This is a genomic window from Methylocystis sp. Sn-Cys, assembly GCF_016745395.1.
Lineage (GTDB): Bacteria > Pseudomonadota > Alphaproteobacteria > Rhizobiales > Beijerinckiaceae > Methylocystis > Methylocystis iwaonis.
The window spans coordinates 29888-56562 of sequence record NZ_JAERVJ010000007.1 but is presented as its reverse complement, the minus strand read 5'-3'; the positions used below and the strand labels follow the sequence as shown (position 1 = coordinate 56562).

Annotated in this window: 21 protein-coding genes; 14 read left to right on the top strand and 7 right to left on the bottom strand. The window is 63.8% G+C overall.

What is annotated here, in order from left to right:
- Positions 1-9: 9 nt before the first annotated feature.
- The 3 genes from nuoN to JJT62_RS13985 are packed head-to-tail and all read left to right on the top strand — an operon-like array spanning position 10 to position 3902.
- A complete protein-coding gene (nuoN, locus tag JJT62_RS13995) occupies positions 10-1446 on the top strand; it encodes an NADH-quinone oxidoreductase subunit NuoN (RefSeq protein ID WP_202073395.1) in 1437 nt (478 codons plus the stop codon).
- Between the two features lie 12 nt (positions 1447-1458).
- On the top strand, positions 1459-2232 hold the full coding sequence (locus JJT62_RS13990; RefSeq protein WP_202073394.1) for a biotin--[acetyl-CoA-carboxylase] ligase: 774 nt from the start codon (positions 1459-1461) through the stop codon (positions 2230-2232).
- Positions 2229-3902, top strand: coding sequence for a ribonuclease J (locus JJT62_RS13985; protein ID WP_202073393.1), 1674 nt, complete (start codon positions 2229-2231; stop codon positions 3900-3902). The genes JJT62_RS13990 and JJT62_RS13985 overlap by 4 nt, the downstream gene beginning before the upstream one ends.
- Before the next feature lie 105 nt (positions 3903-4007).
- Here the strand turns inward: JJT62_RS13985 and JJT62_RS13980 are convergent, their stop codons facing one another.
- Positions 4008-5165, bottom strand: a complete 1158-nt coding sequence (locus tag JJT62_RS13980) for a metallophosphoesterase (RefSeq protein ID WP_202073392.1) — start codon at positions 5163-5165, stop codon at positions 4008-4010.
- A gap of 125 nt (positions 5166-5290) precedes the next feature.
- Between JJT62_RS13980 and JJT62_RS13975 the strand changes: the two genes are divergently transcribed.
- The 4 genes from JJT62_RS13975 to JJT62_RS13960 all read left to right on the top strand — a co-directional run bounded on the left by JJT62_RS13975 (position 5291) and on the right by JJT62_RS13960 (position 8451).
- The gene (locus JJT62_RS13975; protein WP_202073391.1) at positions 5291-6118 is read left to right on the top strand and encodes a carbohydrate kinase family protein; all 828 of its coding nucleotides are present in this window, start codon (positions 5291-5293) and stop codon (positions 6116-6118) included.
- Positions 6119-6146: 28 nt separating this feature from the next.
- Positions 6147-7388, top strand: a complete 1242-nt coding sequence (locus JJT62_RS13970) for a DNA cytosine methyltransferase (RefSeq protein ID WP_202073390.1) — start codon at positions 6147-6149, stop codon at positions 7386-7388.
- A gap of 211 nt (positions 7389-7599) precedes the next feature.
- On the top strand, positions 7600-8019 hold the full coding sequence (locus JJT62_RS13965) for a very short patch repair endonuclease (protein ID WP_370568560.1): 420 nt from the start codon (positions 7600-7602) through the stop codon (positions 8017-8019).
- A 120-nt stretch (positions 8020-8139) separates the two neighbouring features.
- Positions 8140-8451: a hypothetical protein gene (locus tag JJT62_RS13960; protein ID WP_202073389.1), complete on the top strand. Its 312-nt coding sequence runs from the start codon at positions 8140-8142 to the stop codon at positions 8449-8451.
- Positions 8452-8579: 128 nt separating this feature from the next.
- On the opposite strand, the gene efp is transcribed toward JJT62_RS13960, so the two are convergent.
- On the bottom strand, positions 8580-9149 hold the full coding sequence (gene efp, locus JJT62_RS13955) for an elongation factor P (protein WP_202073551.1): 570 nt from the start codon (positions 9147-9149) through the stop codon (positions 8580-8582).
- A 147-nt stretch (positions 9150-9296) separates the two neighbouring features.
- On the opposite strand from efp, the gene epmA reads away from it, so the two are divergent.
- Positions 9297-10337 (top strand): EF-P lysine aminoacylase EpmA, encoded by a 1041-nt coding sequence (gene epmA, locus JJT62_RS13950; RefSeq protein WP_202073387.1) that lies wholly within the window; start codon positions 9297-9299, stop codon positions 10335-10337.
- 265 nt (positions 10338-10602) lie between these two features.
- On the opposite strand, the gene JJT62_RS13945 is transcribed toward epmA, so the two are convergent.
- Entirely contained in the window at positions 10603-12183 is a 1581-nt protein-coding gene (locus JJT62_RS13945) for a hypothetical protein (protein WP_202073385.1), read from the bottom strand.
- Between the two features lie 190 nt (positions 12184-12373).
- On the opposite strand from JJT62_RS13945, the gene JJT62_RS13940 reads away from it, so the two are divergent.
- The 3 genes from JJT62_RS13940 to JJT62_RS13930 all read left to right on the top strand — a co-directional run bounded on the left by JJT62_RS13940 (position 12374) and on the right by JJT62_RS13930 (position 17578).
- The gene (locus JJT62_RS13940; protein WP_202073384.1) at positions 12374-13447 is read left to right on the top strand and encodes a lysine-2,3-aminomutase-like protein; all 1074 of its coding nucleotides are present in this window, start codon (positions 12374-12376) and stop codon (positions 13445-13447) included.
- Positions 13448-13509: 62 nt separating this feature from the next.
- Positions 13510-16227, top strand: coding sequence for a DUF3772 domain-containing protein (locus tag JJT62_RS13935; RefSeq protein ID WP_202073383.1), 2718 nt, complete (start codon positions 13510-13512; stop codon positions 16225-16227).
- Between the two features lie 226 nt (positions 16228-16453).
- Positions 16454-17578, top strand: coding sequence for an outer membrane protein (locus JJT62_RS13930; RefSeq protein ID WP_202073382.1), 1125 nt, complete (start codon positions 16454-16456; stop codon positions 17576-17578).
- 55 nt (positions 17579-17633) lie between these two features.
- On the opposite strand, the gene JJT62_RS13925 is transcribed toward JJT62_RS13930, so the two are convergent.
- Complete coding sequence (locus tag JJT62_RS13925; RefSeq protein WP_202073381.1) at positions 17634-18944, bottom strand: leucine-rich repeat-containing protein kinase family protein; 1311 nt, start codon at positions 18942-18944, stop codon at positions 17634-17636.
- A gap of 392 nt (positions 18945-19336) precedes the next feature.
- Here JJT62_RS13925 and gltX point away from each other — a divergent pair, with 392 nt between their 5' ends.
- The 3 genes from gltX (at position 19337) to JJT62_RS13910 (ending at position 23932) form a co-directional block, all read left to right on the top strand.
- Positions 19337-20755: a glutamate--tRNA ligase gene (gene gltX, locus JJT62_RS13920; protein ID WP_202073380.1), complete on the top strand. Its 1419-nt coding sequence runs from the start codon at positions 19337-19339 to the stop codon at positions 20753-20755.
- Between the two features lie 265 nt (positions 20756-21020).
- Complete coding sequence (locus JJT62_RS13915) at positions 21021-22307, top strand: citrate synthase (protein WP_202073379.1); 1287 nt, start codon at positions 21021-21023, stop codon at positions 22305-22307.
- A 143-nt stretch (positions 22308-22450) separates the two neighbouring features.
- A complete protein-coding gene (locus JJT62_RS13910; protein WP_202073550.1) occupies positions 22451-23932 on the top strand; it encodes a YcjX family protein in 1482 nt (493 codons plus the stop codon).
- A gap of 667 nt (positions 23933-24599) precedes the next feature.
- Here JJT62_RS13910 and JJT62_RS13905 read toward each other — a convergent pair.
- From JJT62_RS13905 to JJT62_RS13895, 3 genes are all read right to left on the bottom strand, one after another.
- Positions 24600-24965: a 2Fe-2S iron-sulfur cluster-binding protein gene (locus JJT62_RS13905; RefSeq protein ID WP_202073378.1), complete on the bottom strand. Its 366-nt coding sequence runs from the start codon at positions 24963-24965 to the stop codon at positions 24600-24602.
- An 8-nt stretch (positions 24966-24973) separates the two neighbouring features.
- Positions 24974-25264: a ferredoxin family protein gene (locus JJT62_RS13900; RefSeq protein WP_165049071.1), complete on the bottom strand. Its 291-nt coding sequence runs from the start codon at positions 25262-25264 to the stop codon at positions 24974-24976.
- Positions 25265-25326: 62 nt separating this feature from the next.
- Positions 25327-26634 carry an FAD-dependent oxidoreductase gene (locus tag JJT62_RS13895; protein ID WP_202073377.1) on the bottom strand — a complete coding sequence of 436 codons (1308 nt, stop codon included), beginning with the start codon at positions 26632-26634 and terminating at the stop codon, positions 25327-25329.
- Positions 26635-26675: the final 41 nt, after the last annotated feature.

The window sequence follows — 26675 nt, the reverse complement described above, 5'->3', positions numbered from 1 at the left end:
ACTGTTCATATGCCCTTCTTCGCAGAACTCACGCATCACTTCCTTCCCGAGGTCATCCTGGCCATCGGCGTGATGCTGTTGATCCTGATCGGCGCCTTTCGCGGCGAGAAGGGTTTCAGCCTCGTCGACGAGATGGCTGTCGGCATCCTCGGCCTCGCCATCGTCGTCATCCTGTTGTCGAGCAAGCAGGTGGACGTGACCGTTTTTGACGGCGCCTTCATCGACGACGCCTTCTCGCGCTTTCTGAAGGTCCTCACGCTCGTCGGCGCCATGGCGTCGATCCTGCTGTCGGTCGATTGGCTGCAGCGCAATGGGCTCGAGAAATTCGAATATCCCGTCCTCGTCATGCTCTCGACGCTGGGCATGATGCTGCTGATCTCCGCCGACAATCTGATCGCGCTCTATCTTGGGCTCGAGCTGATGTCGCTCGCGCTCTACGTCATGGCGGCCTTCGCGCGTGACGATGGCCGGGCGTCGGAAGCGGGCCTGAAGTATTTCGTGCTCGGCGCTTTGTCGTCCGGCATGATGCTTTACGGTTCGTCGCTGCTCTATGGCTTCTCCGGCACGGTGTCTTTCGCGGGCATCGCCCAGGCCGTTACCGAGCAGCCGCCGGTTGGCGTGATCTTCGGCCTCGTCTTCGTCCTGGCCGGCCTCGCCTTCAAGATTTCGGCCGCGCCTTTCCATATGTGGACCCCGGACGTCTATGAGGGCGCGCCGACGCCGGTCACGACCTTCTTCGCGTCTTCGGCCAAAATGGCGGCCTTCGCCATCACCGCGCGCTTTGTGATTACGGCCTTCCCGGCGATCACGTCCCAGTGGCGTCAGATCATCATCTTCCTCGCCATCGCCTCGACGCTGCTCGGCTCCTTTGCAGCGATTGGCCAGAACAACATCAAGCGTCTGATGGCCTATTCGTCGATCGGCCATATGGGCTTCGCTCTGATCGGCCTTGCGGCGGGCAGTGAGGCGGGCGTCAAGGGCGTGATCGTTTATCTCGCGGTCTATCTCGTGATGACGCTCGGCTCCTTCGCCGCGATCCTCGCCATGCGGATCAACGGCCGGAACGTCGAGAATATCTCGGATCTCGCGGGTCTCTCGCGCACCAACGGCCTGATGGCCTTCTTCTTCGCGATGCTGATGTTCTCGCTCGCGGGCATCCCGCCGCTCGCCGGCTTCTTCGCGAAATATTATGTGTTCCTCGCGGCCGTGGATGCGGGTCTCTATCCGCTCGCCGTCACCGGCGTGCTGACCTCCGCGGTTGCGGCCTTCTACTATCTGCGCGTCGTCAAGGTCATGTATTTCGACGAGCCGGCTCCCGGCTTCGATCGCTCGCCGCTCGCGGTCCGCGCAGTGCTTGCGCTGTCGACGGTCGCGGTGCTCGGCTTCTGGGTCTATCCGGCGCCGATCATGGATGCGGCGACCGCCGCCGCAAAATCGCTCTTCTAAGAGGTCTTGCGCGTGCAGTTAGGATCGATTGCGCGCGCAAGAGGCGTCCGCCTCCTCTCACTGGATGAGATCGACTCGACCAATGACGAAGCGCGGCGGTTGATCGAGACCGGCGAGCGCGGCCCGCTGTGGATCGTGGCCGCGCGCCAGACGAAAGGGCGCGGGCGCCTCGGGCGAGAGTGGATTTCTCGGCCCGGCAATTTCTACGCGAGCTTCGTTTTTGGCGAGTTTTCTGAAGTGCGCGTTGCTCCTGAGCTCGGTTTCGTTACCGGGGTGGCGGCGATGCGCGCCTTGCGCGCGCTAGCGGAGCATGGCGCTTTCCAGCTCAAATGGCCGAATGATCTTTTACTCGACGGCGCGAAACTCGGCGGCATTCTCCTCGAATGTATGAACGCCTCGACGGCGCCGGTCGCAATCATCGGCGTCGGCGTCAATCTCGTAGATGCGCCCATTGATACGCCCTATCCGGCGCGCGCGCTCTGCGAGGCGCTTTCAGCCCCCTCGCGGGAGGCGTTCTTTGCGCATTTTTCTGACGCTATGGCGGAGGCGCTCGAACTCTGGAACGGCGGCGAAGGCTTTGCGCAGATCCGGCAGGAATGGCTGGCTTCCGCCGCCGGGCTCGGACAGGACATAACCGTCGTGCTGAGCCACGAAAAGCTCGAAGGGCGCTTCGAGACCATCGACGCCTCCGGGCGGCTGGTTCTCGAAACGACGGACGGCCGACGCACCATTGAAGCTGGCGACGTGCTCATTGGCCCGCGCGCAACCGGAGGGGCGCTGGCATGACAAGCACGCCGAACACGGATCTCGTCTTCGTTCCATTCGGCGGCGTCGGCGAGATCGGTATGAATCTCGCGCTTTACGGCTATGGCCCGCCGCGCGCGCGCAAATGGCTGATGGTCGATTGCGGCCTGGGCTTTCCCGGCTCGGAGCTTCCTGGCATCGACGTCGTCTATCCCGACATCGCCTTCGTGGAGAAGATCGCCAAGGACGTCGTCGCGATCTGCATCACCCATGCGCATGAGGATCACATCGGCGCGTTGGTGACGCTCTGGCCGAAGCTTAAATGCAGGGTCTATGCGACGCCCTTCGCGGCCGGGCTGCTGGAAGTCAAGCGCCTCAACGAGCCCGGCGCGCCGAGCATCGACATTCGGCCCGTGCACGCGGGCGCGGTGCTCGATCTCGATCCCTTCACGGTCGAATATGTCGCCGTCGCCCATTCGATCCCCGAAGCCAATGCGCTCGCCATCACAACGCCGCTCGGCAGGGTGGTGCATACGGGCGATTGGAAGATCGATCCCGAGCCCGGCGTCGGCAATCGTATCGATGAAGCCCGGCTGCGGGCGCTCGGCGAGGAGGGCGTCGACGTCCTCATCTGCGACTCGACCAATATTCTGCGCGAGGGCGACAGTTTCTCCGAGAGCGACGTCGCGCGCGTGCTGCAGCCGCTCATCGCGGAGGCGAGCGGACGCGTGGTGATAACGACCTTCGCCTCCAATGTCGCGCGGCTGCGCGCCATTGCGGAGGCGGCGCAGGCCTGCGGCCGCACGGTCGTCGTCGCCGGACGCGCGATGGATCGCGTGGTTCAGGTGGCGCGCGAATGCGGCTATCTCGACGGGGTTCCCGGCTTCCACTCGCCGGAGATGCTGCCCAATCTGCCGCGCGACAAGACTGTGGTCATCGCCACCGGCAGCCAGGGCGAGCCGCGCGCGGCGATGATGCGCGCCTCGCAGAATGATCATCCCTCGATCAAGCTCGGTCCCGGCGATCGCGTCATCTTTTCCTCCCGAGCCATTCCGGGCAATGCGCGCGAGGTCCATCGCGTCATCAACAATCTCTGCAATCTCGGGGTGGAGGTGATCACGGATCACGATCATCTCGTGCATTGCTCCGGCCATCCGCGGCGCGGCGAGGTTGCGCAAATGTATGAGTGGGTGCGGCCGAAGAGCGCCGTTCCCGTGCATGGCGAGGCGCATCATCTCACGCAGCATGTGGCCTTCGCCAAGTCGCGCGGCGTTGAGCATGCGCTGTCGGCGCGCGACGGCGACATGGTTCAATTGCTTCCCGGGCCGCCGACCATCGTCAACCGCCTGCCGCACGGCCGCCTGCTGAAAGACGGCGACGTCGTCCTCAGCGAGGAGGACGGGACCGTGCGCGAGCGCAATAAGCTCGCTTTCGCGGGCGTCGTGTCTGTGGCCCTCGCCGTGGACAAAAAAGGCGATCTCGTCGGCGATCCCGACGTCGTCTTCGCGGGCGTGCCGAAGAAGGGCAAGTTCGGGGAAGACATGGGCGAAGTCATCGACGAGGCGCTGTTTGCGACTTTCGACGGCCTGCCGCGCGCCCGCCGTCGCGATCCCGATACGGTGTCTACGGCCATCGAACGCTCGCTGCGCGGGGCCATCTATTCGATCTGGGGCAAGAAGCCCATCGTGCATGTGATGGTGGTGTCGGCTTAGGCTTATGACCGCCCCCGTCATTGCGAGGAGCAAAGCGACGAAGCAATCCAGAGCCCGGCAGCGGCTCTGGATTGCTTCGCTTCGCTCGCAATGACGCGCTAGGCGTCAGCGGGCCGTCTTCATCCCGGCGCTTCGAACAGTCACCGAATCCCGCGGCTCTCTCGAAACCGCCGGCGGATCGTCGAAAGACACCGAGAAGTAATCCACAGTGAGGCAGTCCGATCCCGCCGTCACACGCACAAAGCCTGCGTTCATCACATCATAGCTTTCGAGCCGAACCGCCGGCAGCGCCGTCTGGAACGGTAGCCGCTCGATAACAAGGCCCCTCTGCATCTTGTGGAGCGAGCGGGAGGAATTCGCGAAGCCGCCATTGCCGGCGACGATATAGGGCAGCGCCTTTCCCGAAAGATCGCGGGAGAACCTTTGATAAGCGTGGACATGCCCCGATAGAATGAGATCGGGCGTGCGGCCGCTTTCGCGGAAAGCCGCGTCCATCGCCGACATGATCTCCACATAGCCGCCATGCGTCTCGTCGAGGGAGAAACACGGGTGGTGCGCCGCGACGATGAGCCATTTATCGTCGGGCGCCGATCGCAATTGCTCGATGAACCATTCCTGCTGCCGGCTCTCGCCGCGTCGGTCCAATTGCCCGTCGATGTTCGAATAGAGCCCGATCACATGCACGAAAGGCGCGGCGAGCCGCCAATAGCAATAGGGCTGCGTCATCGTCGAGCGGTGCTTGAAAAGCCGCCTCGGCGACGCGCTGCAAAAATTCTGCATAAAACCGAGCAGCGCAGTTTCGCCCTCCAGCCCGCAGCGCGTCTCCGCTGTCGTCTCGCCGTCGTGGTTTCCGGGGATCGCGAAAATGGGGGCGTCGTAATATTGGTAGGGCTCATAGAACTGCGCGACATATTGGCTGCTTTCGCCGCTCAGATAGACGACGTCGCCGAGGTGGAACAGAAATCGCGGCCGCTCCCCTCCTTGCGATTTGGCGATCTGCTCCTGCATCGCCGCCGCGACGGCGTTCTGCGTTTCGGCGCCATGGATGCCGCCGGTATCGCCCAGCGCGTGAAAGGCGAGCGCGCCCGCCTGTTCCGCCGCTTCGGTCACGCCGGGAAGAATTGCCTCCAACGACAGGCTGAAATCGGCTTCGGGGGCATGCGGTAGAGGGTGGAAGCGCGGGTCGTCGGGAAAATTCGTGACAGGATGCCCGATCTCGGGCGCCGGTTTTGCGAAAGCTGAACCCCTAGCCTTTGCATCCACGCCGAATCTCCACGCGAGGGCGACCGCTCGAAGATGCGGCCCAAAGACGACGCCAGCGAGACATCGGGTGGCGTCGGCTGCTTGGGGGCTGTATCTCCCACGATGAGATTTTAATGAGGCGGAAGATGCGGGGATGCGTTTGTTGTCTGGGGAGCATCAACGTCGACGTCACCCTGCGGCTCGATCGTCTTCCCGATCAGCATGAAAAACTGATGGCCAGAGAGACCGCCGTCAGCGGCGGCGGCTCGGCGGCCAACACGGCGGTCTGGATTGCGCGGCAAGGCGTGAGCGTGCGCATGCTCGGCTGGGTCGGAGACGATCCGCTCGGCGCGCTCGCGCTACGCGAGCTCCAACTCAATGGCGTCGATACCCAAGGCGTCAAAGTGCTCGCCGCGCCGTCGCCGCTGGCCATTTGCCTCGCGACGCCGCAAGACAAGCGGATCATCACGAGCCCGATCATCGATGCGCCCTGGACGCCTTATGACATCGGCGAACTCGGCCAGGACGTCGACTGGCTGCATACGACCGTCTGCGACGCCGCCTTTCTGCGGCAAGCCAGACGCGCGGGCGGCAGGCCGATCCTCTCGCTCGAACTGGACGGCCGTTACGATCCGGCTTTCGCTTTTGTGGCGGATTATCTCTTCACCAATTGCGACGAGCTGGCGCGTGTCCTCGATACAAGCGATCCGATCGGCTTCCTCACCGAGCGGCATGGCGATAGCCCCGCGATCTGGTTCGTCACGCGGGGCGAAGAAGGCGCGACGGTCATCGGCGCAGGACAAGTCGAGACGGTGACCGCGACGCCCGTCGAAGCCATCGACCGCACCGGCGGCGGCGACGCGTTCAACGCCGGCGTCATCGCCGCTTTGCGGTCGGGCGCCGATCCGAAATCGGCCGCGGCGGCGGGGCTGAGGCTCGCCGCCCAGGCCATCAGCCGCCTCGGCGCTCGCTAGGCTCGGGCGGACAAGGTAAGCTGCTCCTATGACGCGCGAGTCGGGCACAAGCAGCAAGCCGAGCTATTACGAATTCTTCGCCGGCGGCGGCATGGCGCGCGCGGGGCTGGGCGCGGGCTGGACCTGCCTCTTCGCCAATGATTTCGACGCCAAGAAAGCCGAAAGCTATCGACGCAATTGGGGCGGCGAGGAACTCTTTGTCGGCGACGTGGCGAAAGTGACGACCGCGCAACTGCCGGGCCGCGCCGATCTCGTCTGGGCCTCCTTTCCCTGCCAGGATTTGTCGCTCGCGGGCGCCGGCGCGGGGCTCGAGGGAAAGCGTTCGGGAACCTTCTGGTCCTTCTGGTCGCTGATGAAAGCCCTGCGCGCCGAGGGCCGGGCCCCGGCGACGATCGTTCTCGAAAATGTCTGCGGCGCGCTGACCTCGCATGGCGGCAAGGATTTCGAGTCGATCTGCAAGGCGCTCGCGGGCGAGGGTTATCGCTTCGGCGCGCTGGTGATCGACGCGGCGCTGTTTCTGCCGCAATCGCGACCGCGGTTGTTCATCGTCGCCGTGCGGGAGGATGTAGCGGTTTCCAGCGCCCTCGCTGCCCGTCATTGCGAGGAGGCGAAGCCGACGAAGCAATCCAGCAACCCCGGCGCGGCCCTGGATTGCTTCGCTTCGCTCGCAATGACGGGGGAGCCGCCGTTTTTCACGCGCACATTGATCGCCGCCTTCGAGCATTTGCCGCCTGCTCTGCAGGCCAAATGGCTTTGGTGGCGGCTCCCTCAGCCGCTGGCGCGCAACGCTGCCTTGTCTCAGATCATCGAGGACGCGCCGCCCGATGTGGCGTGGCACAGGCCGGAGGAGACGCGGCGACTGATCGACATGATGAGCGACGCCAATCTCGCGAAAGTCGAGGAGGCCAGACGCGCCGGCCGCAAAATGGTCGGCACGCTCTACCGCCGCACGCGCTATGAGAAGGGTGCGAAAATCCAGCGGGCCGAAGCGCGGTTCGATGATGTCGCCGGCTGTCTACGCACGCCGGCCGGCGGCTCCAGCCGCCAATTTGTGCTGGTCGTCGAGAACGGCTTGGTGCGCTCGCGGCTGATGTCGGCGCGGGAGACGGCGCGGCTGATGGGGCTGCCGGATGATTATGTGCTGCCGCAGAAGTATAATGAGGCCTATCACTTGACGGGCGATGGCGTGGTCGCGCCAGTGGTCAGGCACATTGCGGCGCATCTCATCGAGCCGTTGCTGAATGCGGGCGTTTTGCGGGAAGCGGCTTAGTAGACCGCTTTGTCGACGCCCCTCGTGCTTCGAGACGCCTGCTGCGCAAGCTCCTCAGCATGAGGGGCTTTAGCATCTGCGCCAAACACTTAGGCCTCATCCTGAGGAGCGAGCGAAGCTCGCGTCTCGAAGGACGAGGCCGCCTTGGAAGTTTGTCAACGACCTATAAGCCGCTTATCCTGCCTAAGCGCGATGACAAGCGGGATAGTATGTGAGCAAACCCGAATCCCCCGCCCAACGCTCCGCCATCATGCGCGCGGTCAAATCGCGCGACACGACTCCCGAGCTGAAAGTCCGCGCCTTGCTGCGAGGCTTAGCGCCGGGCTACCGCCTGCATCGCAAAGACATCCCCGGCAATCCCGACATCGCTTATGTCGGCCGCAAGCAGGCGATCTTCGTTCATGGCTGTTTCTGGCACGGGCATGATTGCGCGCGCGGCGCCCGTATGCCCAAGGCCAACGCCGACTATTGGCGCGCGAAAATCGCGCGCAATGTCGCGCGCGACGCCGCGCATCGTGAGCGCCTGACCGAACAGGGCTGGCGGGCGCTCATCGTGTGGGAATGCGAGATCAAGGACAAAGCCGCGTTGGAGCAAAAGCTGCGGGCTTTTCTCTTCGGCGCCGAGACATGACCGCCTTCACCCGCCAATGCTCGAACTCTAGCGAATTTGTTGTGCGCATCTTCACGACCCCGTCGGAAAATGTCGGATTGACAGTATACTCTTTGGGAAAACCAAGCGCAGGCAGACGCCATGTTCATCGTTTCCTCGACGCGGTTCGGCATCAACCAGATCCCGACGGCCTATGCGCAGTTCTCGGCCGCCATCGCGCGCGCCGCCGTCGCCAAAGGCGCGCCCACGGACCGCTCGCAGATTTACGAGGTCGCGGCGGCGAGCGCCGGCGAGGCGATTTCAGCCATGAATTCGGGGAAGGGCGTTTTTGTCGACGCCTTAGCGCAGGCCGCTCCTGTGGCGGCGGAGCAGCAGAGCGCAAACGCGGCCAAGGCGGAGATCATGGCGGCGATGACCTCGGCGCTGCTGGCGAAGAGCGCCGAGCGGCCGTAAAAGCCGCGCTCTCGAACGCTTGTCATTCCCGACGGGCCGAAGGCCCGATCGGGAATCCAGGGCAAAAATAGCCGGCTCGGCTCTGGATTCCCGATCGCTCGCTTCGCGAGCGTCGGGAATGACAGTTATCAGTCCTTCGCGCGCTCGACGTAGGTGCCGTCTTCCGTCTGGATGACGACGCGCGTGCCGGATTGAATGTGCGGCGGCACCATCACGCGGGCGCCGTTGGAGAGCTTGGCGGGCTTATAAGAGGACGACGCCGTCTGGCCCTTCATCGCCGGCTCGGTTTCGACGATCTCGAGCGTCACGCGCTGCGGCAGTTGGATCGCGACGCACAGGCCGTTGAACATGGAGAGGATGCACTGCATGCCTTCCTGCAGCCACTGGGCCTGATCGCCAATGACGTCGCCCGGCACGGCGATCTGCTCATAGCTCTCCTGATTCATGAAGTGATAGCCGTCGTCGTCATTGTAGAGGAAGCTGAAGTCCTGATCCTCGACGAAAGCGCGCTCGACCTGCTCTGTGGTCTTGTAACGGTCGGAAACCTTCACGCCATCGGAGAGGCGGCGCATATCGATCTGCGTCGTGGGCGTGCCCTTGCCGGGGAAAAAGCTTTCTGCGGTCAGCACGACATAGAGATTGCCGTCCTCACGCTCAATGATATTGCCCTTGCGAATCGAGCTGGCGATGACTTTCACAGGTTCGGTTCCTTCATTGCCGGCGCGCCGGCTCGCGTTCATTGCCGGCCTCGGCCGGGCTGGTCTATGAACGGGGTAAGACCATATTTCGCGCGCGTCGGCAAATCTGTCCGCCGGATCGCGTGGTCCCCTTCAAACGGAGCCCTCATGACGCGCGTTTCGCCCTGGTGGGCTCGGGATGTTTACGCCGATCGCAAGCCATTTCTCAAGGCGCGCGGCGCAATAACGGCTGCGACGCGGCGTTTTTTTGAAGGGGAGGGCTTTGCCGAGGTCGAAACCGCCGCGCTGCAGGTTTCGGGCGGCAATGAGACCCATCTGACCGCTTTCGCCACGCAGATGATCGGGCAGGACGGCGCGCGTTCGCAGCTCTATCTCCATACCTCTCCCGAATTCGCCTGCAAGAAGCTGCTGGCCGCGGGTGAGGAGCGGATTTTCACCTTGGCGCGGGTGTTCCGCAATCGCGAGCGCTCGGCCCTGCACCATCCAGAGTTCACCATGCTCGAATGGTATCGCGCCGGCGCGCCGACCTTGCGTATTTATGAGGACTGCGCCGGGCTGATGGCGGCGGCGGCGCGGGCGGCCGGGACGCGCGATTTCTCGTGGCGCGGCCGGGTCTCCGACCCCTTCGCGGAGCCGGAGATCGTCACCGTCTGCGAGGCCTTTGCGACTCACGCCAGCATCGATCTTGAAAAGCTGCTCGGCGACCGCGACGGATTGGCGAAGGCCGCCGCGCGGGACGGCATTCGGGTGGCCGAGGACGACACATGGTCGGACCTCTTCAGCAAGATTTTGTCCGAGAAGATCGAGGAGAAGCTCGGGAGTGAGCGGCCGACGATCCTGACCGATTATCCCGCCAGCGAGGCTGCGCTCGCTTGCACGCGCGCGGACGACCCGCGCTTTGCCGACCGTTTCGAGCTTTATGTGTGCGGGGTGGAGCTTGCGAATGGCTTCGCGGAGCTGACCGATCCGGCCGAGCAGCGGGCGCGTTTCGAAGCGCAGATGGCGGAAAAAGCGCGGATCTACGGCGAGCGCTATCCGATCGACGAGGACTTTTTGGCCGCCCTCGGCCAGATGCCGCCGGCCTCGGGCGTGGCGCTCGGCTTCGATCGCCTCGTAATGCTCGCGACGGGAGCGGAGAGGATCGAGCAGGTGCTGTGGACGCCTGTGGCGGCGCAGGGAACGGCGTGACGCTCCCCTACGGACCGCGGGCCTTCAGGCCCGCACTTTTAAGCGCGCCGGAAGGCGCGCGCGTTTGTCGATAAACCTCCGAGGCGGCCTCGTCCTTCGAGACGCGAGCGTCGCTCGCTCCTCAGGATGAGGCCTAAGTGTTTGACGAAGTTGCAGAAGCTCCTCATGCTGAGGAGCCTGCGCAGCAGGCGTCTCGAAGCATGAGGGGCGTCATCGCCACTTTGTCAGAAGTCTGCGCGCCTGAAGGCGCGCGGTCCGGTTTTTCTCAAGTGGCCACGTAATTTTCGACCGTTTGCTCCGCGATGATCCGCATCAGCGGGATTTCGTCGAGCGGCGCGCCGCTGGCGAGGTTCCGGCCGATGACCGCCAGCGCGCGCCAGACCGGATCGACCGGATTCTCCGCATGCAGCGACAGAGCGGTGAGCGCGCATTGGCGCGCCCAAAAATCGCGCCGGCCCGGCAGATAGGATTTCAGAACGGCCTCGGCGCGGCGCTTCTTGCCTTTCACCTTCGCGAAGATGTCGTCGATGTCAGGCCCGGCCTCGAACCAGTCTTGCGTGTAGTCAGAGGCCGCTGCGAGGGCGTCCGCCGCAGCCAGGGCGTCCCGCCCGGAGCCGGTTGCTGGAAACTCAGAAAGCAGGCGATCGATGATCTCGGCCGGCGTGCTCGCCTCCGGCGCCAGCGGCGGGAAATCGAAAGTCTCGGCCGCATGGGCCAGCTCGAAAGGCGGCAGGGTTCCCGCCTTGAGATTTTCCGCCAGCGCCAGTGACAGAATCCGCAGCAGCAGTGGGAGTTTTACTTCCGACAGATGCGCCGCGAGCGACGCGCCGTGAAGCAGCAAATCCAGCTCGTGCTTGCTCATGGGGTCCGACACGATGACGTTGGCCACGCCCTTTTCGCTCAGCATGAAGAGCGCCGCCTGAAATTTGGCGCCTTCCTTCTTCGCCGCGACCAGCGTGCGCGCGCCTGTCGCGTCGCAGACCGAGGCGTAGCATTTGTGCAGCTTCACTTTGGTCTTGGCGGCGCCGCCGATCTCGGGCGCGGTCTTCATCGCCGCATCGACCCACTCCTGCCGCTGCGGCGGGAGCCAAGGGCGCATGCGCGCGAGCAGCCGGTCCCGGCTCTTGTCTTGCGCCCGTCCGGCAAGATTGCCGAGCGCCGCTTGCGCGAGCGCTGTGTCCTTGTGGAGGGCGAAGCCCGCGATCGCGCCCCCCATGACCGGTAGGCCGATAGACGCAATTTCGCTCAGGCAGCGCAGGGCGTCCTCCGAGGGGAAAAGCGCGAAAGTCTTGCGCAATTGCTCATGCGCGCCGAAAAGATCGAGACCGGATTTCTCCACCAGCTCGGCGAGGCCGGCTCCCAGGGCCGTGACTGCGCCGACTGCCGGCTGGTCCTGCAATTTCGCGACGACCGCCTGCTTCAGCGCGTCAGGCGCCTCCAGCTCCGCCTCGATCATGACGCGCCCGAGGAGCATCAGGTCGTCGACCGCCAGATCCTCCACCTCCACGGCGCCCTCGACAAGTTCGCGGATCTCCTGCAATTCGCGGCGGGCGGCCCGGTCTCCGCCATTTGCCTGGATGCGCACATCGACGAGAGCGTCGATGAGCGAATGCGAGAAATCCTCCCTTTCGGCGTCGTCCATGTCCCCTTCGACGCAGGCGGAGATGAACTCGTCGAAAAGATCGGCTGCGTCCTCGGGGCCACGGGTAGCGCCGCCAGCCGCCTCGAGGAAAGCGGCGAGGTCCTCCGGGTTGACGCTGTTCAGCAGTTCCTGCAACTGCGCGGACTTGTCTGGCGCGCTTTCCTTGTTCTTGGGCGCGCCAGCGGCTTTCTTCTTGCGGCTCATCGGCTTTCTCCGTGGAAGCCTAATGTCCCGCCGGCGGAAGGGCCCCGCAACCTTGCGGATGGCTTTTCCCCATCGAAGTAGAGGTGCCTCGCGGACCGCGGGCCTTCAGGCCAGCATTTTTGAGCGCGCCCGAAGGCGCGCGGTCCAGCGACTATTGCGGAACGGCGTCGCGGCGCTTAATCCGGCCGCTATGGCGTTACAACACGATCCGCGGCCGGCGCTGCCCGCAAGGACATTGGCGTCGAGCGCCGATCTCGCGTCCGCTGGGCTTATCCCCGCGAGGCGCGCCGCGGCGCTGGCCGAGGTTGAGTCCCGCTACAGCGTCGCTGTCACGCCTGAGATCGCGGGGCTGATCGATCCATCTGATCCCGCCGACCCGATCGCGCGGCAATTCCTGCCCGACGCGCGCGAAATCGTGACTCTGCCGCAGGAATTAACCGACCCCATCGGCGACACAGCGCGCAGTCCCGTGCCGGGAATCGTGCACCGCTACCCCGACCGCGTGCTGCTCAAGCTTCTCACGGTCTGCCCGGTCTATTGCCGCTTCTGCTTTCGCCGCGAGAGCGTCGGGCGCGGCAAGGGCGATCTGCTCGGCGAGGCCGAGGTCGAGGCGGCGCTGGATTACATCGCCGCCAACCCGCAAATCTTCGAGGTCATTCTCACGGGCGGCGATCCGCTGATGCTCTCCGCCCGGCGTCTGGCGCAAGTCGCGCGGCGGCTGGCGGCGATCCCGCATGTCGCCGTCCTGAGGGTTCACACGCGCGCGCCGACCGCCGCGCCCGACCTCGTGACGCCAGAGCGGCTCGCGGCGCTGCGGGAGAGCGGCAAGGCGCTTTATGTCGCCTTGCATATCAATCATGCGCGCGAGCTTTCGGCGGGCGCCTGCGCGGCCATCGCGCGCTTGCGCGCGGCGGGCGCGACGCTCCTGTCGCAGACCGTGCTGCTCGCCGGCGTCAACGACGACGTCGCGATCCTCGAGCAGCTCATGCGCGCGCTTCTTGCTCAGGGCGTCAAGCCCTATTACCTGCATCATCCCGACCTCGCGCCCGGCACTGGCCATTTCCGCTCGAGCATTGCGGCCGGCAAGGTCCTTCACGCCGAGCTGGCGCGCCGCATCACCGGGATAGGTCTTCCTTCCTATGTGCTCGATATTCCTGGCGGCTTCGGGAAAATTCCCGTCTCGGCGTTGGAGCCGGACGGGGCGGGGGGCTGGCGCGTCGCTGATCGGGCAGGGCGCCTGCATCTCTATCGCGACGATCTCTAAGATCGCCTCAAGATTGTCGCGATTCGGCGCTTTGTCGCGGTTTCGCCTTCTGGAGAGATGCGTTGCGCAGACTGACGCTTATTCTTGTGCTGTGTTTCAGCGCCCTCGCTTTGGCGATGGCGCGCGCCGATGAATCCGCGACGACCATCGAGCATTACAACGCCCGGCTCGACCGCGCCCACGCCAGTTTGGAGAGCGCGCAAAAGAGCATGGAAGATCCGGCGCTGAACGACCGGGCCCTGCGCCAGTTGCGCGACCGGACGGAGCCGCTGCGCCAGGAGTTCGAGGATATTATCGAGGCGCTCACGCCGCGTCTCGCCGCGATCGACGCGCGGCTCAAGGAGCTGGCGCCGACGGAAACCAAGGCGGCCGAGTCGCCGGCGCCAGCCAAGGCGCAGCCTCAAATTCAGCCTGCCCAGATGCAGGCTGCGCCGCCGCAAGCCGCCCCACAGGCCGCTCCGCCCCCGGCGGCGCAAACGAAGGCGCCGGCCCCGCCGCCCGCCACCCGGTCTGGCGCGCCGAACCAACAGCCCAAGCCCGACGCGGTCAAATCGCAGCCGCCGCCCGTTGTGACCGCGCCGGAGCAGCCGGTCGCCTCGGCGGAAGCGAGCGCGAACGCCGAGCTCGACGAGCAGCGCAAGCTCCATGACGCCACGGACGCGACGCTGAAGCGCGCCCGCGCCCTGCTGCTCGAAACCCGTCAGCTCACGGTCGCCATCGTCGCGCGGCAGCGCGCGCTTTTCGCCAAGACGGTTTTCCTGCGCACGAAGAGCCTCTTCTCGGTGGATTTGTGGCGGGAGGCGGTCCGGGACGCGCCCGGCGTCTTCGGCGCGGCGGAAGCCTTTCTGCGCGACCGCTCCGCCAATTTCATCGCCCGCACGGATGGGCGTCGCCTGCCGTTGATCGCCTTCGTTCTGGCGATCCTGCTGGCCCTGCCGCCTGCGCTCCTGCTCGCGCGCCGGGTGCTGAGGCGCAATCACGACGGCGTGAAAGTGACGCCCATGCGGCGCGCCGCGGCGGCCGGCTGGACCGCTCTCGTCGCTGCCGCCGCGCCGATCGCCGCCGTGGCGGCTTTGGGTTCGGTCCTCGAAGCCTATGATCTGCTCGATTCAACTCTTGAGCCCCTGGCCGAGCGGCTCTTTGAGGGGGTCGCGCGCATCGCCTTCGTCTATGGCGTCGCCCGCGCCGTTTTCGCGCCAGGGCATCCCGATTGGCGGGTGATCGATCTCGGCGACCGACTCGCCAGATTGTTCGTTCGTCTCTTCGTCTTGGGGGCGGCCGTCCTTTCCGTTACGCGGATCTTCGAGCAGGTCGAGGAGACCGTGCAGGCGAGCATGCCCGTCGTCATCGTGACGCTTGGGACGAGCGTCATGATCCACGCGGGCCTGCTGCTCTGGGGGCTCGTCGCGCTCGCGCCGCGAGAAGGGGAAGCCTCGGCGGGCGCTGGAAAGACGCGCGACTGGCTCGTCGCCTTGCGTCTGTCGGGCGCCTTAATGCTCGTTGTCATCCTCGGCGCCTGCGTCGCCGGCTATGTGACCTTCGCCAATTTCATGATCCTTCACGCCAGTTGGATCGCGGCGGTCGCCTTCGTTCTCTATGTCTCGGTCGTCCTGGCGGCTGGCGGGGTGGAGCATGCCTTCTCCGCCGAAGGGCTGCTCGGCCGCGGCATGATCGAGGCGTTGGGCCTCAAGCGGGAGCAGCTCGCGCCGGTCGGCGTGCTGCTCGCCGGCATTGTGACCCTGGTCGCCTGGGGCGCCGCCGCGCTGCTCGCCATCGCGCCTTTCGGCTATTCGTCCAATGACATCCTCGCCAATCTCTGGAGCTCCTTCGTTTCCTTCAAGATCGGCGACGTCACCATCTCGCCTTCGGCGGCGCTGACGGCGGTTTCGCTGTTCCTCTTGGTGCTGGCGGCGGCGCAGGGGTTGCGGCGCTGGCTCGACACCCGCCTTCTGCCGCTGACCCGGCTCGACACCGGCCTGCGCAGCTCGATCAGCGCCACGCTCGGCTATGCCGGCGTCATTGCGGCGGTGATGACCTCCTTGTCGAGCATCGGCATCGGCGTCGAGAAGCTCGCCATCGTCGCCGGCGCGCTGTCGGTCGGCATCGGTTTCGGCCTGCAATCCATCGTCAATAATTTCGTCTCGGGGCTGATCCTGCTCTGGGAGCGCGCCATCCGCGTCGGCGACTGGGTCGTGGTCGGCGACGAGCAGGGCTATGTGCGTCGCATCAATGTGCGCTCGACAGAGATCGAGACCTTCGACCGCGCCACGATGGTGGTGCCGAACTCCAACCTCGTCACCGGCGTCGTGAAGAACTGGCTGCGCGGCGATCGGGTGGGGCGCATCAAGGTGGCGCTCTCTCCGCATCCGGGCGTCGATCCCGAGCAGATGCGCGACATCATGATCGCCGCCGCCCGCGCGCAGGAGGGCGTGCTGCGCATCCCCGCGCCGCAGGTGATGTTCCTCGGCATGGAGACGACCGCCTTCAAATTCGAGCTTTGGTGCTATGTCGAGGACGTCGAGAAATCCTCGCGCGTGCGCAGCGATCTGCATTTCGACCTGTATCGCCGGCTCAGCGAGGCGGGCATAAAGATCGCAGCCGAGCCAGCGCCGCCGGCGAAGACGATCCTGCAGCTTCCCGAGCTCGACAAGCTCGCCGCCGCCGCCGCGGCAAGCGCGCTCGCGATCGAGGCGGGGATCGTGCAGCTTTCGTCTCCGGACGATTCCTCGGTGGACCAGGCGGTGGCGGAGGAGAGGGAGAGCGATAAGGTGGACGCTTAATGGGTTAGTTCGTCAGGCAGAATTTCCGCTTATGACCCTAAATCGGCCATTGACCAAATCGCCTGGGTTGTTTGGAGCAAAATACGACGTGGCGGGTTTGTCACACTGCGCTAGAAACGGCTGCTGCGGCTTTAACTTAGCATAGTTTTTGCCTGGACTGTCCCGGTCGGAAGACGTCTTTGTTTAGGGGATGCGTTCTTAGCTCATCCGCTTAAAGGATAATCCGATGGCAAAACCACTGATTTCGGCGACCGCCCTCAGCTTCGCAGTCGCCACTTCAGGCTTCGCCGCCGACCTCCCCAGCGCAAAGGCTCCGCCCTTAGCCCCGCCGCCACCCCCTGCTCTTTGGACGGGGTTCTATGCTGGCTTGAACGCTGGCGGAGGCTGGGGCGCCACGAATAATGCGACCACTGTTAGCGCACCGCTGCTTGATGCTGTGGCTTTCGCCGCTAATAATCTTGACCCCAAGAACCAGCTTCCAGGGACCGGCCTCATTAATGGGAGCACTGCGCTAGCAAATAGCGGCGTCGCCAACGTGAATCAGAGCGGCTTCGTCGGCGGCGGCCAAATCGGTTACAACTACCAGTGGGGCCAGAACATTGTCGCCGGCCTTGAAGCCGATATTCAAGGATCCACCATCCGAGGGAGCGGGTCATACACCGGCGCGTCGCAGGACCACATAGCTTGGCGAGACCCGATTGGTATCCCTCCCATTGTTGTTGTCGGCGGGGTCCCTCTTACGAACGCTGGGCCCTGCTGGGCTGGCTGCAACCTTACCCGCAGCGCGCTGGGCTTCGGACAAGTCACCGCGGGCGTGGACTGGATGGGCACCGTTCGTGGTCGTCTTGGCTATCTCTTCACGCCCACCATGCTGATTTATGGTACGGGCGGTCTCGCCTTTGGCGGCGTTCATGGGTCGTCGACTCACGGCGGTGTAACGCAGGCCGTCCTGACAGGGCTGAATGCCTCTGCTTTTCCAGTGCCATTTAATTATGCGCAATTTAATGGCACATATACTCTTCCAAACATACCGGGAGCAGTCAGTTACTCCAACACACAGGTCGGATGGATAGCCGGCGGCGGCGTGGAATGGATGTTCATGCCCAATTGGAGTCTGAAAGTTGAGGCGCTTTATTACAATCTTGGGAGCGCGGCACTCTACTCTACCCCAGTGAGCCTCGTGTCACCATTTACGATCAACCTTGGCGGCGTCAATGTTTCAGCCGGCCAATTACTGACTGCTAACGCGCCTGTGACTCGCATCAAATACGATGGCGTCATCGCCCGCGCTGGCGTGAACTATCACTTCAATTGGTTCGCTCCGCCGGCTCCGGTTCTCGCCAAGTATTGATCGGTCTGCGGTTTGGGGCCTTCCATTAGTCGGTGGTGCTGACCATTCCATCGCGTCACATGTCGCTCAGGAACTCAGCAACATCCGCAATTGATGGGCGGCTCGCTGTGTGTGGTTGCACGCAAGCGTGGACCAGCTCTTGCAGTTTAAGCAGCTCTGTAGGCGCAGCCGTACACCGCTCTAGCAATTCGCCAAGAAGCAGACCCCAGGCACGGACTTCGGTTCGTTGCCAAAGACTCCCTTCTTCACCGACCGGAAGCACACACGCCGCGCCGAAATCGCTAAGCGCCGCGTCGCCGTTTTGCCCGTCCCAAAGAACATTATGAGCGTAAAGATCGCCATGCAGTAACCCCCTCGCATGCAGATGAGCAGTGGCCGACGCGACGCCACGCGCTAGCTGAAGGGCAGCCGTCGGTGTTAGACGCAATTCGGAGGAATACACGTCACGGCTACAGGTCGTGAGGTTTGGAGGGGCCGCGAGCGGGCGCCAATGAGCCGGTAGCAGCGGCATCAATAGCCCATCTCTCCCCTCGGGGTGATCCACCAAACGACCCAAAGCCGCCGTAAGGTTAGGATGTTCCCCCGCAGCCAGGCACGTCGTTATTTCACTTAGAGGGGAACCGTCGCTCGTCATGGCGCCCAGGAAAAGTTTCACCGCCACAGAGATCGGCTCACTGGCTTTCTCTACTCGCCAAAGCCCGTGGTGCACTTCTCCGGAGGCGCCTCGGCCAAGACGCGCTCCGATGTCGAGATCCGCCCAAAAAACGGGCGCAGCGACTGCGGGCGGCAAATCGCGCTGCAGAGGATTTCCGTTCCAGGAAATCCAGGCGAGGCTGGGAAGCTGCACAAGCCACGGTGGAAGCGCATCAAAGCGGTTGGAGCTCAGCCGCACCAGCTCCAGAGACGACGCATCGGCCAGACTGCTCGGAAGAATGCGGAGCCGATTCCCCGCCAGCATCAACTTCTGTAAATGCGGTCGCTCGCCAAGAGCTTCGGGGAGCTGCTCAATGCGGTTTTCAGTGAGGATCAGCCAGCGCAATTTTGGCGGCAGAGCTTCTTCGGGAACTTCTCGTAGCCCGGACGCCCGGAAACCGATCTGGCTCAAGGAGCGGCAATCCCCAAGCGCCGAGGGAAGTCGCTCGAAGTTATTGCCTGAGCAAAATAATACGCGCAGCCGATGAAGGCGGCTCATGTCATTGGGGAGTTCAGTAAGCCGGCCACCGCTGAGGTCCAAGACCTCGAGCGTATCAGCCAAGCCAAAGATCTCCCGCGGGAATTCGGTCAGCCCCGGCAAACGAAGCTCGCGTATGCCGGCGAGGTCGCCGCGACGAAGACTTTGCAGGTCCGACTTTTGAAATTCTGACACGACTTCCTCTAGCGGCGATTTTCCCCCACGGCGCCGACCTTCCTACGGTCTCCCCGGCAGCGATGGAAGCGCGCCGGCGACGGCAACATTCGGGAGGACCTTCCGTCTGATTTTTCCCACTAGAGAAAATTAATCTCGGGTCAGCAAAGACGCCAATTTGTCAGCAGCCTGTGCGGGCCTGAAAGCCCCGCGGTCCGGGGGGCTTTGGACCGCGAGCCTTCAGGCTCGCATTGCAAGAACGCGCGTGCTAGACGGGCGCTCTCGAAATTCGCGACCCGCCGTCATTGCGAGCGGAGCGAAGCAATCCAGGGCCGTGATGGCCGCTCTGGAATGCTTCGTCGCTTCGCTCCTCGCAATGACGGGCGCTCGCTCCGCTGGATCATCGCCGCCCCATGTCCGAGGTCGTTACCCGCTTCGCCCCGTCGCCCACCGGCTTCCTGCATATCGGCAGCGCGCGCACGGCTTTGTTCAATTGGCTCTACGCGAGGCGCCATGGCGGGCGGATGCTGCTGCGCATCGAGGACACCGACCGCGAGCGCTCCACCGAGGCGGCGATCGAGGCCATTCTCGACGGCATGAAATGGCTCGGCCTCGATTGGGACGGCGACGCCATCTACCAGTTTTCGCGCGCCGCGCGCCACGCCGAGGTGGCGCATGAGCTGCTGGCGAAAGGCCTGGCCTATCGTTGCTATGCGACGCCGCAGGAGCTCGAGGAGATGCGCGAGAAGGCGCGCGCCGAAAAGCGCCCGCCGCGCTACGACGGCCGCTGGCGCGACCGCGATGCCGCCGAGGCGCCCGCCGGCGCGCCTTTCGTCGTGCGCATCAAGGCGCCCGAGGCGGGCGAGACAGTGATCGAGGACGCCGTGCAGGGCAGGGTGGTCTTCCCCAATAAGGACCTCGACGATTTCATCCTGCTGCGCTCCGACGGCACGCCGACCTATATGCTCGCCGTCGTCGTCGACGACCACGATATGGGCGTGACGCAAATCATCCGCGGCGACGACCATCTCACCAACGCGGCGCGGCAGAAGCACATCTATGAGGCGATGGGCTGGGAGACGCCGGCTTTCGCCCATATTCCGCTCATTCACGGGCCGGACGGCGCCAAGCTTTCCAAGCGCCATGGCGCGCTCGGCGTCGACGCCTATCGCGCCATGGGCTATGTGCCGGCGGCGCTGCGCAACTATCTCGTGCGTCTGGGCTGGAGTCAGGGCGACAAGGAGTTCTTCACGCAAGAGGAGATGATCGAGGCGTTCGATCTCTCCCAGGTGCATCGCTCGCCGGCGCGCTTCGACTTCGTGAAGCTCGAAAATATGAACGGGCATTATCTGCGCGATACGCCCGACGACGAGCTGTTCCAGATTTTGGTCGACACGCTGCCTTATCTCCAGGGCGGCGAGGCGGTGCTGGCGGCGCTCGACGATCATAAGCGCGCCCAGCTCCGCGCGGCGCTTCCGGGCCTGAAGGCGCGCGCCAAGACGCTCAACGAGCTTGTCGACGGCGCCGGCTTCCTCTTTGTCCAGCGTCCGCTGCCGATGGACGAGAAGGCGCAAAAGCTCCTTTCGCCGGAAGCGAAATCGCGCCTTGCCGCGCTGGGGCCGAAGCTTGCGGCGTTGACCGAATGGAGCGCCGCTGCGACGGAAGGCGTCGTGCGCGATCTTTCGGTCGAACTCGGCGTGAAGCTCGGCGACCTCGCGCAGCCCTTGCGCGCCGCGCTCACCGGCCGCGCGACCTCGCCCGGCATTTTCGACGTGCTCGACATTCTCGGGCGCGACGAGAGCCTCGCGCGCATCGCTGATCAGAGTGCGTGACGGCAGGGACTGACGGTATGGACCGCGCGCCTTCAGGCGCGCTCGAAATGCGGGCCTGAAGGCCCGCGGTCCTTTCCCAAGAGCTTCAAAGCTTGACAGTCTTCGCGGTAGCGGTAACCTTTTTGCGCTGCACAAGAGGTCGTCCCCGCCCTAGATGTGCAAAAAACCAAAGGCCTGCCGGCATCGCGACGTATTTATAAGAGAACGTCGCGGCGGCTGGGGCACGGCGCCGCTGCGCGTCCGGGCCGACTAACGAGGGTGCGCAATGGCCGACAACAAGGCTTCTTTCTCAGTGGGCGGCAAAACCATCGACCTTCCCGTCATGGAAGGCACGATGGGACCGTCCGTTATGGACATCCGCAGTCTCTACGCCGAGACGGAGATGTTCACCTTTGATCCCGGCTTCACCTCCACCGCCTCTTGCGAGTCGAAGATCACTTTCATCGACGGCGACGAGGGCGTGTTGCTCTATCGTGGTTATCCGATCGAGCAGCTCGCCGAGCACGGCGACTTTCTCGAGACTTGCTATCTGCTGCTCTATGGCGAATTGCCGACGGGCGCGCAAAAGGCCGATTTCGACTATCGCATCACGCGCCACACCATGGTGCATGAGCAGATGGCGCGCTTCTTCCAGGGCTTCCGCCGCGACGCGCATCCGATGGCGGTCATGGTGGCGTCCGTCGGCGCGCTTTCGGCCTTCTATCACGACTCGACCAATATCGCCGATCCGGTCGAGCGCATGGTCGCCTCGACGCGCATGATCGCCAAGATCCCGACGCTGGCGGCGATGGCCTATAAATATTCGATCGGCCAGCCCTTCGTTTATCCCAAGAACGACCTCGACTACACGTCGAACTTCCTGCGCATGTGCTTCGCCGTGCCTTGCGAGGAATATAAGGTCAATCCGGTCCTCTCCCGCGCGCTCGACCGCATCTTCATCCTGCACGCCGATCACGAGCAGAACGCCTCGACCTCGACGGTGCGTCTCTCCGGCTCCTCGGGCGCCAATCCCTTCGCCTGCATCGCGGCCGGCATCGCCTCGCTGTGGGGCCCGGCGCATGGCGGCGCCAATGAGGCCGTGCTGAAGATGCTCTCCGAGATCGGCACGCCGGACCGCATTCCGCAGTTCATCGCCCGCGCCAAGGACAAGAACGATCCCTTCCGCCTGATGGGCTTCGGCCACCGCGTCTATAAGAACTATGATCCGCGCGCGAAGATCATGCAGCGCACGACGCGCGAGGTTCTGAACGAGCTGGGCGTCAAGGACGCGCTCCTCGACGTCGCGCTGGAGCTCGAGCGCATTGCGCTGTCGGACGACTATTTCATCGAAAAGAAGCTCTATCCGAACATCGACTTCTATTCGGGCATCACGCTGAAGGCGATGAACTTCCCGGTCGCCATGTTCACCGTGCTCTTCGCCGTGGCGCGCACGGTCGGCTGGATCGCCCAGTGGAAGGAGATGATCGAGGATTCCGGCTCCAAGATCGGCCGCCCGCGCCAGCTCTACACGGGCGAGAAACGGCGCGATTATGTGCCGATGTCGAAGCGGTAAGAGCTTATGGACCGCGAGCCTTCAGGCTCGCTCTTGGCTATGCGAGCCTGAAGGCTCGCGGTCCGCTCTCCCAAATTGGCGGCTCTTGGATTAGATGAGGTTCCGTCTCGTCTCTTCCCGGAGCCGCCGTGCCTTCCTCGCAAATGTCCGATCTTTGGTTCGAGACCCGGGTCGCCGCCGAGAGCCTCGCCGATTTCGTCTCGGGCGCCCGTCTGCGGCTCGGCGTCACCGGCCTGTCACGCTCAGGCAAGACGGTCTTCATCACCTCTCTCGTGCATCATCTGACGCGCGCGCTGGCGGCCGGGCGCAAGGCGCATCTGCCGGTTTTTCGCGCGCTGGCGGAAGGCCGCATCGTTTCGGCCCATCTCGATCCGCAGCCGGATTTCAACGTGCCGCGCTTCGCCTATGAGGAGCATCTCGAGGCGCTGACGAGCGGCGATGAGCGCCATTGGCCGCAATCGACGCGCCGCATTTCCGAGCTGCGCGTCGCCATCGAATTCAAATCCAACGCCTGGTCGCTGCGTCATATCGGCCAGGAGACGGCGCATCTCGACATAGACATCGTCGATTACCCCGGAGAATGGCTGCTCGATCTGCCCTTGCTCGGCAAATCCTATGCGCAATGGTCGCATGAGACGCTGGAGGCGGCGAGCGCGGCCGCGCGCGCCCCGATCGCCGCCGAATGGCGCGGCGCAACCGTCGGCGTCGATCCCAAGGGGCGTTACGCGGAGCAGTCCGCCCAGAAGCTGGCGCGGCTCTTTACCGAATATCTGCGTCTCGCCAAGACCGAGCGCTTCGCGCTCTCGACCCTGCCGCCGGGGCGTTTTCTGATGCCCGGCGATCTCGAAGGCTCGCCCGCGCTCACCTTCGCGCCGCTGCCGGTGGAGGAGGGCGAGGAGCTGCCCTATCGCAGCCTCGGGCGGGAGATGGAGCGCCGCTACGAAGCCTATAAGACCCATGTCGTAAAGCCGTTCTTTCGCGACCATTTCGCCCGCCTCGACCGGCAGATCGTGCTGGTCGACGCGCTGGCGGCGCTGAACTCCGGCCCGGCGGCGGTGCGCGATCTTGAAAACGCGCTCACCGACGTGCTGAACGCTTTCCGCACCGGTCGTTCCAATTTGCTCTCGACCATCTTCCGCCCGAAGATCGACCGCATCCTGTTTGCGGCGACAAAGGCCGATCATTTGCACCATACGAGCCACGACCGGCTGGAGGCGATCCTGCGCCATCTGACGGGCCGCGCCATTGCCCGGGCGGAAGGGGTCGGCGCGGAGATCGACGTGATCGCCATGGCCGCGGTGCGGGCGACGCGCGAAGCCGTCGTGCGCCACGAAGGTGAGAAGCTGTCGGCGATCGTCGGGACGCCGATCGAGGGCGAGCGCATCGGCGACGATGTTTTCGATGGCGTCGCGGAAGGCGCGATCTTTCCCGGCGAATTGCCCGCCGATCCGAAAGCGGTGTTTCGCGGAGACGCTTTGGCGCTCGACGAGGAGGAAGCCGAGTTCCGCTTCCTGAAATTTCGTCCGCCGGTCGCCAAGGTCGCAAAAGACCGCGAGCCTTTGCCGCTTCCGCATATCAGGCTCGATCGCGCGATGGAGTTCCTGGTCGGCGACAAGCTGGTTTGAAGCTGCGGGAGTTTGCGCGGGGCCGTTTGATACCTCCTTTTGAACAGCTCGCGTCGAATCCAGAGCCACAAAAGCGCGGGTTGCTCTGGATTCCCGATCGCTCGCTACGCGAGCGTCGGGCATGACGCCGACCCAATCTAAGCGGACCCGATAAAAAACAACTCCGTCATTGCGAGCGGAGCGAAGCAATCCAGGGCAGCTACGTGGCTCTGGATTGCTTCGTCGCTACGCTCCTCGCAATGACGGGGCAGGCTTTGTAGATGCTTCCTACCCGCCTCCGGCGACGGCGACAAAGCTCGGAGCGTTGTTCCCGTGCGCCTCTCACCGTCATTGCGAGCGCAGCGAAGCAATCCACGGCAGCTACAGCGGCTCTGGATTGCTTCGTCGCTGCGCTCCTCGCAATGACGGTGGCGGTCTTTGTAGATGGTTCCTACCCGCCTCCGACAACGGCGACGAAACTCGGAGCGTTGTCCCGGGCGTCTCTCGTCATTGCGAGCGCAGCGAAGCAATCCAGGGCGTCATCGCGGCTCTGGATTGCTTCGCCGCTGCGCTCCTCGCAATGACGGGGCGGCCTACGTTTATATGCTTTTGCCCGACGCGCGTTCACCAACAAAAAACCGGCGGTCGCGTGACCGCCGGCTCGTGAAGCTTCTCGGCGCTTCGAGCGTCAGGCGCCGCCCGGCTCGCCGCTGAACTTCACCAGAATATCTTGGTCACGGACAATATACTGACACGCAAGGCGATATTTTGGCGCCACATCTTCCACTTCGGCCAAGCGGATTTCCTCGGCGGTGATTTTGCCGAGTGATTTGAGCTGGGCCTTTTCCTTCTCGGTCAGAAGCGAGCCCATGGTCTTTCCCGACAGCGTGACCACCTCGATCAGGCAGGAGCCGCATTCGCCGTCGCGACAATCATGCGGGACCGCAATCTTGTTCGCATCGGCGACGGAGAGGATCGTCGACGTATCGCCCGCGATCGCATAAACAGTGACATTCTTATGCAACAAGGGCGACTGGAAAGTGACATTGGGCATGGCGTTTCCTATCCGAACTTGAACAGCACGCCGAAACCGCCGCGCGGGTAGTTCCAGGTGATGTCGCCGGACGCTTCGCACAACACCCGACAGGTGCCGCATTCGAGACAGCCGTCCGGCGTGATTTCGACCTGTCCCGAACTGGTTTCAGAATAGCAGCCCGCCGGGCAGATGTGAGTCATCGCCAGGAGATTTTCAGAGGGTTTTTCGTGCGGACGAATGGCGATATGCGGCTTGCCTGCGTCCACGAGATAGCGATTTTGGTAGAGTTTTTCCTCAACTCGGGCGGCGAGGGACATAGGATTTCTCCTCTCGGAATGTTCTTTCCTCGATTACGCAAGAACAACGCCAACTCGATGCGTCAGCGCCAGGCGCGCGCAAGCTTCCAAGCGTCGCCAAAGAGACCCGACCATTTGCGTTCCTTTATAAAGGCGCCGATGGTGGCCTTCTCCTTGTCCAACTTCGGCGTGCCGTCGACGCGCAGGAAATTCTCCATGGCCTTCGAGACGAGCTGCGGATAAGCCAGGAAGTAATTTTGCGAATTGGCGTGCAGAAGCGCCGGCATATCCTTGTATTTCTTGAGGTCCTTCATAACGAAGCTGTCGTCGAGGAGCTTTTTGTAAAGCGCCAGATTCTGCTTCGTCATAGCGTCTTTGCGCGACTTGATCTGGAAGATCGCTTCGCCCGCAAGACGGCCCGATGTCAGCGCGAGATTGGAGCCTTCGCGGTGAATGGCGTTGTTGAGTTGCGCGGCGTCGCCACAAACCACCCAACCATCGCCGAAAAGCTCCGGAATTGTGTTGTACCCGCCCTCGGGGATCAGATGGGCGGCATATTCCTTCACTTCCGAGCCTTCGAGCAGCGGCTTGATCGAGGGGTGGTTCTTGAACGCCTCCAACAGGCCGTAGGGCGTATCTTTATTTTCAGCAAAGTCCGAAACCAGACAACCCATGCCGACCGAAATGCTCTCCTTGTTGGTATAGACGAAGCCCATGCCCGTCATGCCCTTGGAGATGACGCCGGCCGCCTCGACGACGACGCCTTCGTCGCCATGGAGATTGAAGCGCGCTTCGATCGTTTCGCGCGGCAGGAAGTGCATTTCCTTCACAGCCAGCGCGACATGCTCGGGCTTCGGCGACGGACGCAGGCCAGCGCGCGTGCCAAGTAGGCCATTGACGCCTTCGCACAGCACGACGACATCGGCGAAGATGGTCCCGCCGCGCCGATCCGTGCGCACGCCGATGACCTTGCCGTAAGCGTCGCTCACCAGCTCCATCACCGTCGTTTCGCAGATGACGATCGCGCCCTGCGCCTGCACTTCCTTGGAGAACCAGCGGTCGAACTGCGAACGAACAATCGTGTAGCGGTTCGGCTTGTCTTCGTTGAAGTCGTCGTTGCGATATTGGATGGCGGTGTGGGAGCGATCGCCCATCATCCAGAAACGCTGTTCGACGAGATGGCGCTCGAGCGGCGCCTCCTCGCGGAAGTTCGGGATGATCTTCTCGACCATATCGGCGTAGAGGATCGCGCCCTGAACATTCTTCGAGCCCGGATACTCGCCGCGCTCGAGCTGCAGTACCTTGAGGCCGCGGGACGCCATGGTGTGCGCCGCGGCGTTGCCGGCCATTCCGGCGCCGATCACGATCGCGTCGAATCTTTCTTCGATCATGGCAGTCTCCATTCACATGCAACCGGCGCCACGCCGGATAA